General features: G+C 61.9%; 13 protein-coding genes. 8 read left to right on the top strand and 5 right to left on the bottom strand.

The features are described 5' to 3' along the window. Positions 1–3: 3 nt before the first annotated feature. Positions 4–1,137 (top strand): Gfo/Idh/MocA family protein, encoded by a 1,134-nt coding sequence (locus LOKVESSMR4R_RS03020; RefSeq protein ID WP_087206245.1) that lies wholly within the window; start codon positions 4–6, stop codon positions 1,135–1,137. Here LOKVESSMR4R_RS03020 and LOKVESSMR4R_RS03015 read toward each other — a convergent pair. Next, on the bottom strand, positions 1,134–2,129 hold the full coding sequence (locus LOKVESSMR4R_RS03015; protein ID WP_087206244.1) for a LacI family DNA-binding transcriptional regulator: 996 nt from the start codon (positions 2,127–2,129) through the stop codon (positions 1,134–1,136). The genes LOKVESSMR4R_RS03020 and LOKVESSMR4R_RS03015 overlap by 4 nt on opposite strands. Positions 2,130–2,303: 174 nt before the next feature. Between LOKVESSMR4R_RS03015 and LOKVESSMR4R_RS03010 the strand changes: the two genes are divergently transcribed. The 4 genes from LOKVESSMR4R_RS03010 to iolB all read left to right on the top strand — a co-directional run bounded on the left by LOKVESSMR4R_RS03010 (position 2,304) and on the right by iolB (position 6,018). Continuing rightward, positions 2,304–3,251, top strand: a complete 948-nt coding sequence (locus LOKVESSMR4R_RS03010) for a sugar ABC transporter substrate-binding protein (protein ID WP_157898106.1) — start codon at positions 2,304–2,306, stop codon at positions 3,249–3,251. A 73-nt stretch (positions 3,252–3,324) separates the two neighbouring features. Further along, on the top strand, positions 3,325–4,440 hold the full coding sequence (locus LOKVESSMR4R_RS03005) for an ABC transporter permease (RefSeq protein WP_087206243.1): 1,116 nt from the start codon (positions 3,325–3,327) through the stop codon (positions 4,438–4,440). A gap of 1 nt (position 4,441) precedes the next feature. Further along, a complete protein-coding gene (locus LOKVESSMR4R_RS03000) occupies positions 4,442–5,224 on the top strand; it encodes an ATP-binding cassette domain-containing protein (RefSeq protein ID WP_087206242.1) in 783 nt (260 codons plus the stop codon). Beyond that, positions 5,224–6,018 carry a 5-deoxy-glucuronate isomerase gene (iolB, locus tag LOKVESSMR4R_RS02995; protein WP_087206241.1) on the top strand — a complete coding sequence of 265 codons (795 nt, stop codon included), beginning with the start codon at positions 5,224–5,226 and terminating at the stop codon, positions 6,016–6,018. Before LOKVESSMR4R_RS03000 ends, iolB begins: the two co-directional genes overlap by 1 nt. An 18-nt stretch (positions 6,019–6,036) precedes the next feature. Here the strand turns inward: iolB and LOKVESSMR4R_RS02990 are convergent, their stop codons facing one another. After that, on the bottom strand, positions 6,037–8,346 hold the full coding sequence (locus LOKVESSMR4R_RS02990) for an adenosylcobalamin-dependent ribonucleoside-diphosphate reductase (protein ID WP_087206240.1): 2,310 nt from the start codon (positions 8,344–8,346) through the stop codon (positions 6,037–6,039). A gap of 184 nt (positions 8,347–8,530) precedes the next feature. Here LOKVESSMR4R_RS02990 and LOKVESSMR4R_RS02985 point away from each other — a divergent pair, with 184 nt between their 5' ends. The 3 genes from LOKVESSMR4R_RS02985 (at position 8,531) to LOKVESSMR4R_RS02975 (ending at position 11,886) form a co-directional block, all read left to right on the top strand. Then, positions 8,531–8,962 (top strand): DUF1489 family protein, encoded by a 432-nt coding sequence (locus LOKVESSMR4R_RS02985; protein WP_087206239.1) that lies wholly within the window; start codon positions 8,531–8,533, stop codon positions 8,960–8,962. Positions 8,963–9,036: 74 nt separating this feature from the next. Then, on the top strand, positions 9,037–10,581 hold the full coding sequence (locus LOKVESSMR4R_RS02980; protein ID WP_087206238.1) for an AMP-binding protein: 1,545 nt from the start codon (positions 9,037–9,039) through the stop codon (positions 10,579–10,581). 84 nt (positions 10,582–10,665) lie between these two features. Next, entirely contained in the window at positions 10,666–11,886 is a 1,221-nt protein-coding gene (locus tag LOKVESSMR4R_RS02975) for an MFS transporter (RefSeq protein WP_087206237.1), read from the top strand. Here LOKVESSMR4R_RS02975 and hisG read toward each other — a convergent pair whose 3' ends face one another. The 3 genes from hisG to hisS are packed head-to-tail and all read right to left on the bottom strand — an operon-like array spanning position 11,887 to position 15,127. Next, the gene (gene hisG, locus LOKVESSMR4R_RS02970; protein ID WP_087206236.1) at positions 11,887–12,576 is read right to left on the bottom strand and encodes an ATP phosphoribosyltransferase; all 690 of its coding nucleotides are present in this window, start codon (positions 12,574–12,576) and stop codon (positions 11,887–11,889) included. After that, positions 12,570–13,649 carry an ATP phosphoribosyltransferase regulatory subunit gene (locus tag LOKVESSMR4R_RS02965; RefSeq protein WP_087206235.1) on the bottom strand — a complete coding sequence of 360 codons (1,080 nt, stop codon included), beginning with the start codon at positions 13,647–13,649 and terminating at the stop codon, positions 12,570–12,572. Before LOKVESSMR4R_RS02965 ends, hisG begins: the two co-directional genes overlap by 7 nt. After that, a complete protein-coding gene (gene hisS / locus LOKVESSMR4R_RS02960; RefSeq protein WP_087206234.1) occupies positions 13,649–15,127 on the bottom strand; it encodes a histidine--tRNA ligase in 1,479 nt (492 codons plus the stop codon). The genes LOKVESSMR4R_RS02965 and hisS overlap by 1 nt, the downstream gene beginning before the upstream one ends. Positions 15,128–15,224 lie beyond the last annotated feature (97 nt).

The raw sequence follows: 15,224 nt of genomic DNA, 5'->3' as shown, positions 1-15,224 counted from the left end.
GCAATGATGAAATTGAATTGGGGCATGATCGGCGGCGGCGAAGGCAGCCAGATCGGACCGGCGCATCGGCTTGGCGCGCAGGCGGACGGCAATTTCAATCTGGCGGCGGCAGCGCTTGATGCGGACCCCGCCAAGGGCCGCGCTTATGCGCAAAGCCTTGGGGTCGCCGCTGACCGCGCCTATGGCGATTGGCGCGAAATGCTGGCGGGCGAAACAGCGCGCGAGGACCGGATTGATCTGGTCACCGTCGCCACCCCCAATGCCACCCATTACGAGATCACCAAGGCCTTTCTGGAAGCCGGCTTTCACGTCTTGTGCGAAAAGCCGATGACAATGACCGTCGAACAGGGCGAGGATATCGTCCGCACCGCCCGCGCGGCGGGCAAGATTTGTGCGGTGAATTATTGTTATTCCGCCTATCCGATGGTCCGCCAGATGCGCGCCATGGTCCGCGCCGGCGAGATCGGCAAGGTGCGGCTGGTGGTCACCAATTTCAGCCACGGTCACCACGGTGACGCGACGGATGCGGATAACCCCCGCGTGCGCTGGCGCTATGATCCCGCGATGGCGGGCGTGTCGGGGCAATTCGCCGATTGCGGCATCCATGCGCTGCATATGGCCAGCTTTATCGTGGGCGATGAGGTGGAAAAGGTATCCGCCGATTTCGCATCGACCATCGCCAGCCGCGTGCTCGAAGATGACGCCATGGTCAATTTCCGCATGGCGGGCGGCACGGTCGGGCGGTTATGGACCAGTTCCGTGGCCATCGGGCGGCAGCACGGTTTCGATATCCAGATTTTCGGCGAAACCGGCGGGATGCGCTGGGCCTCCGAACAGCCCAATCAGGTCTATTACACGCCAGTGGGCGGGCGCACCCAGATCATGGAAAAAGGCGAATCCGGGCTTTGTTCGGATGCCGCGCGCCTGAGCCGTGTGGCGATTGCCCATCCCGAGGGGTTCCCGCTGGCGGTCGCCAATATCTATGTCGATCTGGCAGCGGCGATCCGCGGCGGCAGCAGCGACGGGTTGCCCTTGGCCGAGGACGGCTTGCGCTCGATGGCGGCGGTTTATGCCAGTGTCGCCTCTGCCAAGGCGGATGGCGCTTGGACCGATGCGCGCCCACCGATGTTTCGCTAGGGCAAACGCAGCGTGCCACGTTCCACAATGCTGCAAGGAAACAGCCGCGTTTCTGGGTGACGGTTGGGGTCAGCGATGGTCCCGATCACCAGATCGATCGACGAGGCAATGATTTCAGCGATCGGCTGGCGGATGGTCGTCAGGTTGATGTTCTGCCAGCGCGCCATGGCCATATCGTTCAAACCGATGAAACCGATATCATCTGGCACCCGCAACCCGGCATCATGCACCGCTGACAGCGCCCCGATGGACAGCACGTCATCGCCGCCGAAATAGGCCTCGGCGGGGGTGTCTTGCAGCAGCCGGATCATTTCTGCACGGCCAGCATCGAAGGAATAGGCGCTGGCATAGCTGATCCCGACCTCGACATCAGGATGCGCAGAGAGCGCGTCCAGAAACCCTTTGGCGCGATCCTCGGTCGATGTGGCGCCTTTCGGACCACCCAAAAAGGCCACACGTTTGTGCCCGCGTGCGACCAGCGCCGCAGCCGCCATCCGCCCGCAGGCGATGTTGTCGATGCCCACGACATGCACATGCGGGCTGGATGTGTAGCGCCCAAAGGAATGGACCACAGGGATGCCCACGTTGCGAAAGGCCTCGGCAAAGCTGGGCGGCAAGGTCGATGACGCGACGATCACCCCGTCCACGGAATATTGCCGCAGCATCCGCACCGAATTTGCGGGATCGGTTTCAGCGCTCAGATTGACCAGCAAAGGCCGCAAGCCCCGTTCCTGCAAACCGCGCGTGAACAGATCGAAGACTTCCAGAAACAGCGGGTTGTGAAAGTTGTTGGACACCAGCCCGATCAGCTTGGTCCGCCCGGTGGTCAGCGAGGATGCCAAAGCATTGGGGCTATATCCCAGTTCAATCGCGGCCTTTTCGACCTTTGCCCGGGTCTTGGTGGACACAGACGCCCCTTCGGTAAAGGTGCGCGACACGGCAGAGCGCGATACACCCGCGCGAAGCGCTACCTCTTTCAGCGTTACTGTCATATCCGGCTATCCATCTGGCTCAGAAGGTTTCTAATACATCTCTGCCTATGCAAGAATAAACATTTATCCATGCTTTTTTGCAACCGGTTGCAATTGATAAAAAAGACTCCTACAGTTTTGGACGGGCGTCATGGGAGGAACCAGATTCGCTCGCAACCTGTTTGGGAGGACATTATGAAAGCAGTCATGAAGACAGTGACGATCGCTGTGGTCGCGGCTACCACGATGATCAGCGCCAATGCCGCGATGGCCGAGGGCGAACGCTATGTGCTGGTCAGCCATGCGCCTGACAGCGACAGCTGGTGGAACACAATCAAGAACGGTCTCGCCCTTGGTGGCGAACAGATGGGCGTGACGGTCGAATACCGCAACCCGCCCACTGGTGACCTTGCCGATATGGCGCGGATCATCGAACAGGCCGCCGCGAGCGCGCCCGACGGGATCATCACCACATTGGCGGATTTCGACGTCTTGTCCGGCCCGATCCGCAATGCGGTCGATTCCGGTATCGAGGTGATCATCATCAACTCTGGCACGCCCGCACAGGCACGCGAAGTCGGCGCGATGATGTATGTCGGCCAGCCTGAATATGATGCAGGTTTTGCCGCCGGTCAGCGCGCCGCAGGCGACGGGGTCGGATCTTTCCTTTGCGTGAACCATTATATCGCGCAGCCTGCCTCGACCGAACGCTGCCAAGGCTTTGCCGATGGTCTGGGTGTGCCGCTGGGCAACCAGATGATCGACAGCGGCCAGGATCCATCGGAAATCCAGAACCGCGTGATGGCCTATCTGAACGCCAATCCCGATACGGATGCGGTTCTGACACTCGGGCCGACCTCGGCTGATCCGACCATTCTGGCGCTGGACCAGATGGGCCTTGCCGGTGATATCTACTTTGGCACCTTCGATCTGGGTGGCGATATCGTGCAGGCGATCAGCGATGGCGTGATCCAATGGGGCATCGACCAGCAGCCGTTCCTGCAGGCCTATCTGCCGGTCGTGGTGCTGACCAATTACCACCGCTTTGGCGTGCTGCCCGGCAACAACATCAACTCTGGCCCCGGCTTCGTGACAGCCGATGCGCTGGGTCTGGTGGCTGACCTGGCTGGCGAATACCGCTAAACCGCGACATCAGGGCGGGCGCTGACATCAGCGCCCGCCTTTTCCAATTGCGCAAAAAGGGAAGGGTCTTACGATGTCCAATCCGGACGCGACCGTCGACGAACGTATCAAGGAAACCTCGAAGCTCAGAAAAGCCCTGATCCGGCCAGAGCTGGGCGCGATTGTCGGCACGATCGCTGTCTTCGCCTTTTTCATCATCTTTGCCGGTGACAGCGGCATGTTCAACGCACAGGGCGTGCTGAACTGGTCCACCGTTTCCGCGCAATTCATGATCATCGCCGTCGGGGCTTGCATGTTGATGATCGCGGGCGAATTCGACCTGAGCGTGGGGTCCATGATCGGCTTTGCCGGCATGTCGATTGCCATCATCTCGGTCACTTTGGGCTGGCCGATCTGGGTCGCGATCATACTGACATTCGTGCTGTGCATTGCCATCGGCGCGCTGAACGGCATCATCGTCGTGCGCACCGGCCTGCCCAGTTTTATCGTGACACTGGCCTTTCTGTTCATTCTGCGCGGTTTTACCATCTTTTTCCCCCAGCTGATCGAACGCCGCACCATCATCGGCGGCATCTCTGAGGCAGCCGAGGGCGATTGGCTTGCCCCGCTGTTCGGCGGCAAGGTGGGCGGCGGGTTCTTCATCTGGCTGGGCGATCTGGGCGTGATCGAAGTCTTTTCGCGTGGTACCCGCGCCGGGCAGCCGGTCGTCGACGGGATCCCGATGCTGATCATCTGGGCGCTGGGGCTTGTGGCCATCGCCCATATCATCCTGACGCGCACCCAATTCGGCAATTGGATCTTTGCCGCGGGCGGCGATGCGCAGGCCGCGCGCTATGTCGGCGTTCCCGTCAACCGTGTCAAAATCCAGATGTTCATGTTCACCGCCTTTTGCGCCTGCGTCTTTGCCACCTGTCAGGTGATCGAATTCGGATCGGCGGGCGCGGATCGCGGCCTGCTGAAAGAATTCGAGGCGATCATCGCCGTGGTCATCGGTGGCGCCTTGCTGACCGGAGGCTATGGGTCGGTCATCGGGGCCGCCCTTGGCGCGCTGATCTTTGGCGTGGTGCAGCAGGGCCTGTTCTTTGCCGGCGTCGAATCCAGCCTGTTCCGCGTGTTCCTGGGGGTGATCTTGCTGTTTGCCGTGATCCTGAACACATATATCCGCCGCATCATCACGGGAGAGCGTTGATATGACGACCGAACCCATCATCGAAATGCGCAATATCGAAAAGCATTTCGGCGCTGTGATCGCGCTGAACGGCGTCAGCTTCGACATCCGCCCCGGTGAATGTCACTGTTTGCTGGGCGACAATGGCGCAGGCAAATCGACCTTTATCAAGACGATGGCCGGGGTGCATAAGCCCACGGGCGGTGAAATCCTGTTCGGCGGCAAGGCGATGCATTTTGACAGCCCGCGCGACGCGATGGAGGCGGGGATCGCCACCGTCTATCAGGATCTGGCCATGATCCCGCTGATGAGCGTGACCCGCAATTTCTGGATGGGCCGCGAACCGATCCGCAAGGTCGGTCCGTTCAAATTCATGGATTTCAAGGCCGCCAATGACGTGACAATGTCCGAAATGCGCAAGATGGGGATCAATCTGCGGTCCCCCAATCAGGCGGTTGGCACCCTGTCGGGCGGTGAAAGGCAAACGGTCGCCATCGCGCGCGCCGTGCATTTCGGCGCCAAGGTGCTGATCCTGGACGAGCCGACCTCTGCGCTGGGCGTGCGCCAGACCGCCAATGTGCTGTCCACCATCGACCGCGTCCGCAAGACCGGGATCGGGATCGTTTTCATCACCCATAACGTGCGCCATGCGATGGCAGTGGGCGACCGGTTCACGGTGCTGAACCGCGGCAAGACGCTGGGCACGGCCGCACGCGGCGAGATCACGCCAGAGGCGCTGCAGGATCTGATGGCAGGCGGGCAGGAAATGGCCGCCCTCGAAGGATCATTGGGCGGAACGGTGTAATGGCGGATTTGCTGCGCAAGCCCTTGGCAAGCGAGGGGCTGGTCCATGCGATCACAGCTGAAAACGCAGGCTGGCGCTATGTCGGGTTTGAACTGCACCGGCTGGCGCCGGGGGCCGCGGCCACTGGCCTGACCAAAGACCGCGAAGCGATCCTTGTCATGGTCGAAGGCCATGCGCAGGTGCAGGCGGCCGGACAGGATTGGGGCGTTCTGGGCGACCGGATGGATGTCTTTGAAAAGACTGCGCCGCATTGTCTCTATATTCCTCCCGCGCAAAGCTGGGAGGTCACGGCAACCACCGCCTGCACTGTGGCCATCTGCCTTGCGCCGGGCCGGGGCGATTATCCCGCGCGCCGGCTTGGGCCTGACGGTATCACCCTGACCCAGCGCGGCGACGGGTCGAACACCCGCTGGATCAACAATATCGCGATGGAAGACGCCGATGTGGCCGAAAGCCTGCTGGTCACCGAAGTATTCACCCCTGCGGGCAATTGGTCCAGCTATCCAAGCCACCGCCACGACGAGGATGATTACCCCCGCATCACCTATCTGGAAGAAAGCTATTACCACCGCCTGAACCCGCCGCAGGGGTTTGGCATCCAGCGCGTCTATACCGATGACGGCACGCTGGATGAAACGATGACCGTCAAGAACCATGATGTCGTTCTGGTGCCGCGTGGCCATCACCCCTGCGCGGCGCCCCATGGTTATGAGATGTATTATCTCAACGTCATGGCCGGGCCGTTGCGCAAATGGCGTTTCATCGCCGATCCGGACCATGCCTGGTTGATGTGATCCGGGTCATGGCACGCCTTAGCCGCATTTCGAGTGGCCGCAAGAGGCACAGGTCATGCAGCCTTCGATCATCCGCAAATCATAGGACCCGCAGGACGAACAGGCCTTGCCCCGCTTGCCGCCCTGCAAGGCGACCACATCTGCCGTCGGGTCAGTCTTGAGCCCCAAGCCCTCGCCCGCGAGAAAGCCGATCGCGACCATGTGCCGCTCGATCACCCCGCCGATGGCGGCAAGGATTGACGGCACATATTTGCCCTGCATCCAGGCCCCGCCGCGCGGATCGAAGACGGCTTTCAATTCTTCGACCACGAAGGTCACATCGCCGCCGCGCCGGAACACCGCCGAGATCATCCGCGTCAGCGCCACGGTCCAGGCGAAATGTTCCATATTCTTGGAATTGATGAAAATCTCGAACGGGCGGCGGTGGCCCGCCACGATCAGATCGTTGATCGTGATATAGATCGCATGTTCGCTGTCGGGCCATTTGAGTTTATAGGTCGCACCTTCGAGTTCCTGCGGCCGATCCAGCGGTTCGGACATATAGATCACTTCGCCGCCGGGGCTGGTGACATCAGACCCTGCCGGGTCGCCTCCGGCGGGAGTATTTTCAGAAAAAAGAAGTTGCGGTTTTTCTTCCGAGACCGACAGCACCGAGCCGGTCACATCATTGGGCCGGTAGGTCGTGCAGCCTTTGCAGCCCTGGTCCCAGGCGGCCATATAGACCTCTTTAAACGCATCAAAGCTGATGTCTTCGGGACAGTTGATGGTTTTGGAAATGCTGCTGTCGATCCATTTCTGTGCGGCCGCCTGCATGCGGACGTGATCGAGCGGGGCCAGCGTTTGCGCATTGACGAAATAATCCGGCAGCGGCGCATCGCCTTTGAGGTCGCGCCACATCTGCACGGCGTAATCGACGACTTCTTCTTCGGTCTTGCTGCCGTCTTTTTGCAGCACTTTGCGGGTATAGGCATAGGCAAAGACAGGCTCGATCCCCGATGAGACGTTGCCTGCATAAAGGCTGATCGTGCCTGTCGGCGCGATGGAGGTCAGCAATGCGTTGCGAATGCCGTGGGTGCGGATCGCCTCGCGCACATCGGTATCCATCTGCTGCATCGCACCGCTGGCGAGGTATGCGTCGGCGTCGAACAGCGGAAAGGCGCCTTTTTCCTTGGCCAGATCGACCGAAGCCAGATAGGCCGCCCGCGCAATCGCATGCATCCAGGCGTCGGTCTGTGCTGCCGCCTCTTCAGAGCCATAGCGCAGCCCGACCATCAGCAAGGCATCGGCAAGCCCAGTGACACCCAGCCCGATGCGGCGCTTGTTTTTCGCTTCTTGTTGCTGTGCGGGCAGCGGGAAACGCGAGGCATCGACGACATTATCCATCATCCGTACGGCGGTCGCGACCAGATCGGTCAGCGCATCTGCGTCAAGTTTCGCGTGATCGCTGAACGGGTCGCTGACCAGCCGCGCCATGTTGATCGATCCCAGCAGACAGGCGCCATAGGGCGGCAGGGGCTGTTCGCCGCAGGGGTTTGTCGCCGCGATGGTTTCGCAGTAATTCAGGTTGTTCATCTGGTTGATGCGGTCGATGAAGATCACGCCCGGTTCGGCGTAATCATAGGTCGATTGCATGATCGCATCCCAAAGATCGCGCGCTTTCAGCGTCTTGTAGACCTGCCCGTCAAAGACCAGATCCCAGTCGCCACCGGATTTCACCGCCGCCATGAACGGATCGGTGATCAGCACGGACATGTTGAACATCCGCAGGCGCGCGGGGTCGGATTTGGCGACAATGAAAGCTTCGATATCGGGGTGGTCGCAGCGCATCGTGGCCATCATGGCACCCCGGCGTGACCCGGCCGACATGATCGTGCGGCACATCGCATCCCAGACATCCATGAAGGACAAGGGGCCAGAGGCATCGGCGGCCACACCCAGCACGGACGCGCCCTTGGGGCGGATGGTCGAGAAATCATAGCCGATGCCACCGCCCTGCTGCATGGTCAGCGCGGCCTCTTTGAGCATGTCGAAGATGCCGCCCATGCTGTCCGGCACGGTGCCCATGACAAAGCAATTGAACAAAGTCACCGAGCGCGCGGTGCCGGCCCCCGCCGTGATCCGGCCTGCGGGCAGGTATTTGAAATCGGCCAGAGCGTCATAGAATTTTCCTTCCCATGCCTGCGGGTCGGCCTCGACCGCGGCCAAGGATTTGGCGATCCGCTGCCATGTATCCGCGACCGATACGTCGATGGGCGTGCCGTCGGCCTGTTTGAAACGGTATTTCATATCCCAGATCTGTTCGGCGATGGGGGCTGTGAAATGGGACATGGGACTGGCTTTCTGACTGGCAGGCGCGACGCTGTTGCGCCATGCTATGACGAGCGACTGGATTCGGGAATGATCTTCTAGACTGCTGCATCTTGTGGTCGCAACCTATTTGCCAAGTATATTTTGTCGCAGGCTTGTCTTTGCCCATGGCAGCCTTAATTCACCGCTATCCCGGGGGGGAGTGATGACCAAGATTATCCATCTGCTTAAGCTATCGGTCGGCACGGATGATATGGCCGATCTTGCCGCATGGCAGGCGGATAGGCGCGCGCAGACCGAGGATAGGATGCCGCGCCACATCACCCGCATGTGGCCCAAGCGTGAGGATGAAATCCTGAACGGCGGGTCGATATTCTGGGTGATCAAGGGCGTGATCCTGTGTCGCCAACCGATCTTGCGGCTGGACGAATATATCGGCGGCGACGGTATCCGCCGCTGCGCCATTGTCTGCAAACCCGGCCTGATCCGTGTGGCAGCAACGCCCAAGCGCGCCTTTCAGGGCTGGCGCTATCTGCCCGCAGCGGATGCCCCCGCCGATCTGCCCGCAGGCCGCCAGCATGAAGAGGCGCTGCCCCCCGAATTGTCCAAGGCCTTGGCCGCCATCGGGGTGCGCTAAAACGCCCGGACTTGTGACTGGCTTTCGCACAGCACCTGGCGCATCCTGACCCCAGCATTTCTGGGGAGGAAAGCATGTCAATCTACCACACGCCTTTTGCCGATGTGCCTCTGCGCGATCAATCTATCACCGAACGCGTGTTTGACGGGCTGCGGGGCCGCCCGGATGATGTGGTGCTGATCGACGGGCCGACCGGGCGCAGCCTGACGGCCGCGGATTTCATGGATCGGGTCAAGCGGCTGGCGGGCGGGCTGACAGCGGCCGGGCTGGGGCAAGGCAAGGTCGTGGCTTTGATGGCCCCCAATATGCCCGAATATTGCGTGATCTTTCATGCCGTCGCTTGGGCGGGCGGCACGATCACCACGCTGAACCCGACCTATACCGCGACCGAAATCCGCCACCAGCTGGCGGATTCGCGTGCGGATGTGCTGATCACCATCCCCGATTTTCTGGCCACAGCCCGCGATGGTGCGGGCGATCTGGAGGTAATCGCTATCGGGTCCGATGCTTATGACGCGCTGCTGGGCGATCCTCTGCCCGCGCAGGTGCCGGTCGATATCGTGGCGCATAGTGTCGTGCTGCCCTATTCGTCGGGCACCACGGGCCTGCCCAAAGGCGTGATGCTGTCGCATCGCAACCTTGTCGTGAACGTGGACCAGATCATCGCCGCCGCCGATTTCCGCAAGGGCGAGGTCGCGGCGGGGTTCCTGCCCTTCTTTCATATCTACGGGATGACCGTGCTGATGAATGTGCATCTGGCAGGCGGTGGTGCGGTGGTAACGATGCCGCGTTTCGATCTGCCGCTGTTCTTGCAGATCTCTCAGGACCACAAGGCGCGGCGCATGTGGATCGTCCCACCCGTGGCGCTGGCGCTGGCCAAACATCCGCTGGTGGATCAATATGATCTGTCCAGCGTCGCGCAGGTGTTTTCCGGTGCCGCCCCGATGGGGGCGGACTTGTCGGATGCCGTGGGCAAGCGGCTGGATTGCATCTGCCTGCAAGGCTACGGGATGACCGAGCTTGCCCCGGTGTCCCATGTCACGCCTGCCAATGCGGCACTGGCTGGCGCATCCGGTCAGGCCGTGCCCAATACCTCCTGCCGGATCGTCGATATCGAGACGGGGGCGGACCTGCCTGCTGGCGAAGATGGTGAATTATGGATCAAGGGGCCGCAGGTGATGCAGGGCTATCTGAACAATCCCACGGCGACCGCCGCCACGATCACGGCAGATGGCTGGCTGCGCACCGGCGACATCGTGCGGATTGACGAAAACGGCTATATGTTCATCGTCGACCGGCTGAAGGAACTGATCAAATACAAAGGCTTTCAGGTCGCCCCCGCCGAGCTGGAGGCCGCCTTGGTCGCGCTTGACGGGATCAGCGACGCTGCCGTGATCGGCCTGCCCGATGCCGAGGCGGGCGAATTGCCGATTGCCTTTGTCGTGGCGGGGGATGGCGCGCCCGATACCGATGCGATCATGGCGCATCTGGGCCGGACGCTGGCGCATTACAAGCAATTGCACCAGATCCATATCGTGCCGGAAATTCCCAAATCGGCCTCGGGCAAGATATTGCGGCGGGTGTTACGCGACCGGATTGCAATCGGCGCAACCGGCTGACCGAAAACGCCATGCGGCGTCGCTATATGACAAGTCTTGAGGCGCGATGCGCCTAGCTTGGCGGCAAGTCAAGAAGGCCGTCCCATGCACGAACGCCGAATCCCCGAATGGTTGCGCCATGCTCCGGCGCCCGGCGTGCGGGGGTTCGCCACCCTTGCAGGCACCGAGGCTGTCGCGCGCGGCATCCTGATTTCCGTCTTTCCGCTGGCCATGTACAATGCCTTGCAGGATGCGCAGATCATATCCGAGGCCTATTTCGTGATCGGCCTGCTGTCGCTGGCGGTCGGGCTGATGGTGCCTTTCACGACACGTTACCTGCCGCGCCGCTGGGTCTATGTGATCGGGGCGAGCCTGTTCGTGTCAGGATCGCTGCTTGCGGCGACGGGCGACCCGCTGGCGGTGGTTCTGGGCCTTGGGCTGAACACGATGTCCACGGTCATCACCTTCGTCTGTTTCAATGCCTATGTGATGGATTACATCGCCAAGATTCAATTGGGTCGGCTGGAAACCTCACGCCTGTTCTACAGCGCGCTTGGCTGGACAATCGGCCCCGCGCTGGGGGTGTTTTTATATAGCTGGTGGCCCGCTGCGCCTTTCTTCATTGCGGCCTGTGCCGCTTTTTCAATGCTGAGCCTGTTTTTGTGGATGCGCCTTGGCAATGGCAAGCTGATCACCAAGGCGACGCGCCCCCCGGCCAATCCGCTGGCCTATCTGCCACGTTTTGCAGGGCAACCGCGCCTGATCGCGGGCTGGCTTTTCGCGGTGATCCGCTCTGCGGGCTGGTGGGTCTATATCGTCTATCTGCCGATCTATGCGATTGAAAACGGGCTGGGCGACCGGATCGCGGGCATCGTTTTGTCGATGTCGAATGCGGCATTGTTCATCACGCCGCTGATGCTGCGCTGGATGCAGCAACGCTCGATCCGCTATGCGGTGCGCACCGGTTTCGTCATGGCGGGGTGCCTGTTCAGCATCGCGGGGCTGGCTGCGGGCTGGCCTTGGGTCACGGTGCTGGCGCTGGTGGGCGGGTCGTTCTTCTTGATCTTGCTTGACGTCTCGGGCGGTTTGCCGTTCCTGCTGGCCGTCAAACCATCCGAGCGGACCGAAATGGCCGCCGTCTATGCCAGTTTCCGGGATGTCTCGGGCATCCTGACCCCCGGCACGGCTTGGCTGGTGCTGCTGTTCGCGCCGGTCGCGGGGGTTTTCGTGGCCTCGGGGGCCAGCCTGCTGGCGGCTTGGGCGCTGTCGGCCAAGCTGCATCCACGCCTTGGGCGGGCACGGATCAGGATCGCAGCCGCCGCATGATCACAGGTCCAGCACCCGTTCCAGCGCCTTGAGGATCTGGCGCTGCTCGGCCGTCCAATTGGCGCGGCTGCCGCGAAACAGCGTCGCCTGACTGGCATGGATCAACCCGTCGGACAGGATTTTCAACCCGTTCGCGCGCAACGTTTCCCCGGTCGAGGTGATATCGGCAATCGCCTCGGCGGTTTCATTCTTGACCGTGCCTTCGGTGGCACCCTGGCTGTCGATCAGCTGGTAATCGGCCACGCCATTGTCGCGCAGAAATTCGCGCACCAGCCGGTGGTATTTGGTGGCAATGCGCAGCCGGAACCCGTGCTGCGCGCGAAACGCTGCCGCTGCTGCATCAAGATCATCAAGCGTATCCACATCGACCCAAGCCTGCGGCACGGCGATCACCAGATCGGCCCCGCCAAAGCCCATCAGCGCCATTTCCCGCACGCGCCTGTCCCAATTCACCAGCTTTTCGCGCACGAGGTCCGACCCGGTCACCCCCAGATGGATATTGCCCAGCGCCAGTTCGCGCGGGATTTCGCCCGCCGACAACAGCACCAGTTCCAGGCCCGCGATCCCATCGACAGCACCGGCATATTCACGTTCCGACCCCGCTTTGCGCAGGGTCACGCCGCGCGCGCCGAACCAGTCGAAGGTCTTTTCCATCAACCGCCCTTTGGACGGCACGCCAAGTTTCAGCATTTGCCCACCTCCAGCGCCAGATCGGGGCGGATCACGCCACCCACGGCAGGCACCGCACGCCCTTGCCCCAGCCGCGCGGTCAGCGCGTCATAACGCCCCCCCGTGGCAATGGGCGGCAGGTCAGGCCGGTCGCTGGCGTAAAAGCCGAAAACGAAACCATCGTAATATTCCAGCGAGGTGCGCCCATAGCTGCCTTCGAAATCGAGCCTGTCCACATCGATCCCGCGCGCGGCCATCGCGGAAAGCCGCGCCTCCATCCGGCGCACGGCACTGCCGATGCTGGGCATATCCACGGCGATATCGCGCAACACGCTCAGCGCATCGGGGCTGGTCGCACGCAGACCAAGGATCGCGTCGATCAGCGCGGTTTCATCTGATGACAAGGGCGCTGCAGCCGCATCGGCACGCAAGGCGGCAATGCGTGCGGCAACCTCGGCCCGGCTGCGCAGGCCAATATCAGGACCGGCCGCGGCAAAAGGATCATCCGCCGCCAGCAAGGCCGCGCGCAAAGGCGGCACCTCGCCTGCCCCGTAACGGCGCAAAAGCGCGCGAAACCGGCTCGGCCGCCAGATATGGCGCAGCAAAGCCGCCTTGCGGTCGTCGGTCGTGCGCAAGCCGCGCACCGCCGCCATCAACACACCGATATCGCCGGTCGCCGCGCGCAACGGCAAACCCGCCAGCCCTGCGGCGATCACGGCAAAGACCTCGGCATCGGCGGCAGCGGGGTTCTGGCCGTCGAAGACCTCGTATCCGACCTGCACATATTCATTGGCGCGGGTCTCGTCGGTTTCCTGTTTGCGAAACACCTTGCCCGCATAGGTATAGCGGGCAGGATCGGCATAGGTTTCCATATGCATCTGCACGACCGGCACGGTGAAATCAGGGCGCAGCACCATTTCCCCGCGCAAAGGATCGGCGGTCAGATAGGCGCGCGCGCGAATATCCTCGCCATAAAGGTCCAGCAGCAGATCGGCGGGTTGCAGCACATCGGCCTTGACCACGACAGCCCCCTGCGCTGCGAAATGGTCCCGCAGGCGGCGCGCCTCGGTCAGGGTCGCGGGCGAGGTCGGCATCAGCCCTGCCCGTCCAGAATGGCGCGCACCTTTGCGACCAGCGCATCACGCGGCACTTCGTATTGGCTGGGGCGGTCTTTCCATTCATCCAGCGTGGCATTCTTGGCGATCTGCGCGCCTAGGATCAAATCCTTGATCTGCACCACATCTTTGGCGAATTCGTCGCCCCCCGCGATAATCGCCACGGGCGATGCGCGCTTATCGGCATATTTCAACTGATTGCCGAAATTCTTGGGATTGCCCAGATAGACCTCTGCCCTGATCCCCGCCTTGCGCAATTCGGCGACCATGCTTTGGTAATCGGCCATATGGGCGCGGTCCATGACGGTGACGATCACAGGACCAGCGGCCTGCGTACCGATCCGGCCCGTCGCGCGCAAAGCGGCCAGCAACCGGTCCACCCCGATGGAAACACCCGTCGCAGGGACCTCTTGCCCAGTGAACCGCTTGACCAGATCGTCATACCGCCCGCCCCCCGCGACCGAGCCGAAATTGCGCGGACGTCCCTTTTCATCGGTGACCTCGAAGGTCAGTTCAGCCTCGAAAACGGGGCCGGTGTAATAGCCCAGACCGCGCACGACGGATGGGTCGATGATGATGCGGTCAGGGCCATAGCCTTGGGCCGACAGCAGCGTTGCAATCTCTTCCAGCTCTGCAACACCCGCAACGCCAATCTGCGACCTTGCGACCAGTTCCGCCAGACGGGCGACCGTGGCGGCACCGCTCTCGCGCCTGGCCTCCATGAACCCGACCACGACATCCGCCTGCGCCGCGCTCAGCCCCGCGCCCTTGGTGAAATCGCCGCTCTCATCCTTGCGGCCTGCGCCCAAGAGCGCGCGCACACCTGCCACACCCAAACGGTCCAGCTTGTCGATGGCGCGCAGCACGATCCCGCGCTCGGCGTGCTTGTCATCGCCCGACAGGCCCGCAACCTCCAGCACACCGTTCAAAACCTTGCGGTTATTCACCCGGATCACATAATCGCCGCGGGCGATACCGACCTCTTCCAGACAATCCGCCAGCATCGCGCAAATCTCGGCATCGGCGGCGACACTGGCGGCGCCCACAGTATCGGCATCGCATTGGTAAAACTGCCGGAACCGCCCCGGCCCCGGCTTTTCATTGCGCCAGACCGGCCCCATCGCATAGCGACGGTAAGGGCTTGGCAGATCATTGCGATATTGCGCCGCCACCCGCGCCAAGGGCGCGGTCAGATCATAGCGCAAAGCCAGCCAATCAGCATCTTCCTGCCACGCGAATACACCCTCATTGGGACGGTCCACATCGGGCAGGAACTTGCCCAAAGCCTCGACCGTCTCGACGGCGGATGTCTCCAAAGCATCGAACCCATAGCGATGATAGACCGCCGCGATCCTGGCCAGCATCGCGGCCCGTTCGGTCACATCCGCGCCAAAATAATCCTGAAACCCCTTGGGCGTCACCGCCTTGGGGCGCGGTTGCTTTTTGTCACTGGCCATCGCGATGTCCTTTTGCTTTGGCGCGGTTTACCCCGCAAGCATGACAGGGGCAATGCAATGCACGGCAGCGGGCGTCACCCTTTCGCTTCTTTTTTCC

Origin of the sequence: Yoonia vestfoldensis, assembly GCF_002158905.1 — a bacterium.
GTDB classification, from domain to species: Bacteria; Pseudomonadota; Alphaproteobacteria; order Rhodobacterales; family Rhodobacteraceae; genus Yoonia; species Yoonia vestfoldensis_B.
Note: the sequence above shows the minus strand (reverse complement) of the source record. Positions and strands in the feature narration are given on the sequence as shown.

Coding starts and splice junctions, on each gene's coding strand:
- LOKVESSMR4R_RS03000 (WP_087206242.1), top strand. CDS start 4,442: ATGACGACCGAACCCATCATCGAAATGCGCAATATCGAAAAGCATTTC.
- LOKVESSMR4R_RS03010 (WP_157898106.1), top strand. CDS start 2,304: ATGAAAGCAGTCATGAAGACAGTGACGATCGCTGTGGTCGCGGCTACC.
- LOKVESSMR4R_RS03015 (WP_087206244.1), bottom strand. CDS start 2,129: ATGACAGTAACGCTGAAAGAGGTAGCGCTTCGCGCGGGTGTATCGCGC.
- LOKVESSMR4R_RS02975 (WP_087206237.1), top strand. CDS start 10,666: ATGCACGAACGCCGAATCCCCGAATGGTTGCGCCATGCTCCGGCGCCC.
- iolB (WP_087206241.1), top strand. CDS start 5,224: ATGGCGGATTTGCTGCGCAAGCCCTTGGCAAGCGAGGGGCTGGTCCAT.
- LOKVESSMR4R_RS02965 (WP_087206235.1), bottom strand. CDS start 13,649: ATGCCGACCTCGCCCGCGACCCTGACCGAGGCGCGCCGCCTGCGGGAC.
- LOKVESSMR4R_RS02990 (WP_087206240.1), bottom strand. CDS start 8,346: ATGTCCCATTTCACAGCCCCCATCGCCGAACAGATCTGGGATATGAAA.
- LOKVESSMR4R_RS02985 (WP_087206239.1), top strand. CDS start 8,531: ATGACCAAGATTATCCATCTGCTTAAGCTATCGGTCGGCACGGATGAT.
- LOKVESSMR4R_RS03020 (WP_087206245.1), top strand. CDS start 4: ATGATGAAATTGAATTGGGGCATGATCGGCGGCGGCGAAGGCAGCCAG.
- LOKVESSMR4R_RS02980 (WP_087206238.1), top strand. CDS start 9,037: ATGTCAATCTACCACACGCCTTTTGCCGATGTGCCTCTGCGCGATCAA.
- hisG (WP_087206236.1), bottom strand. CDS start 12,576: ATGCTGAAACTTGGCGTGCCGTCCAAAGGGCGGTTGATGGAAAAGACC.
- LOKVESSMR4R_RS03005 (WP_087206243.1), top strand. CDS start 3,325: ATGTCCAATCCGGACGCGACCGTCGACGAACGTATCAAGGAAACCTCG.
- hisS (WP_087206234.1), bottom strand. CDS start 15,127: ATGGCCAGTGACAAAAAGCAACCGCGCCCCAAGGCGGTGACGCCCAAG.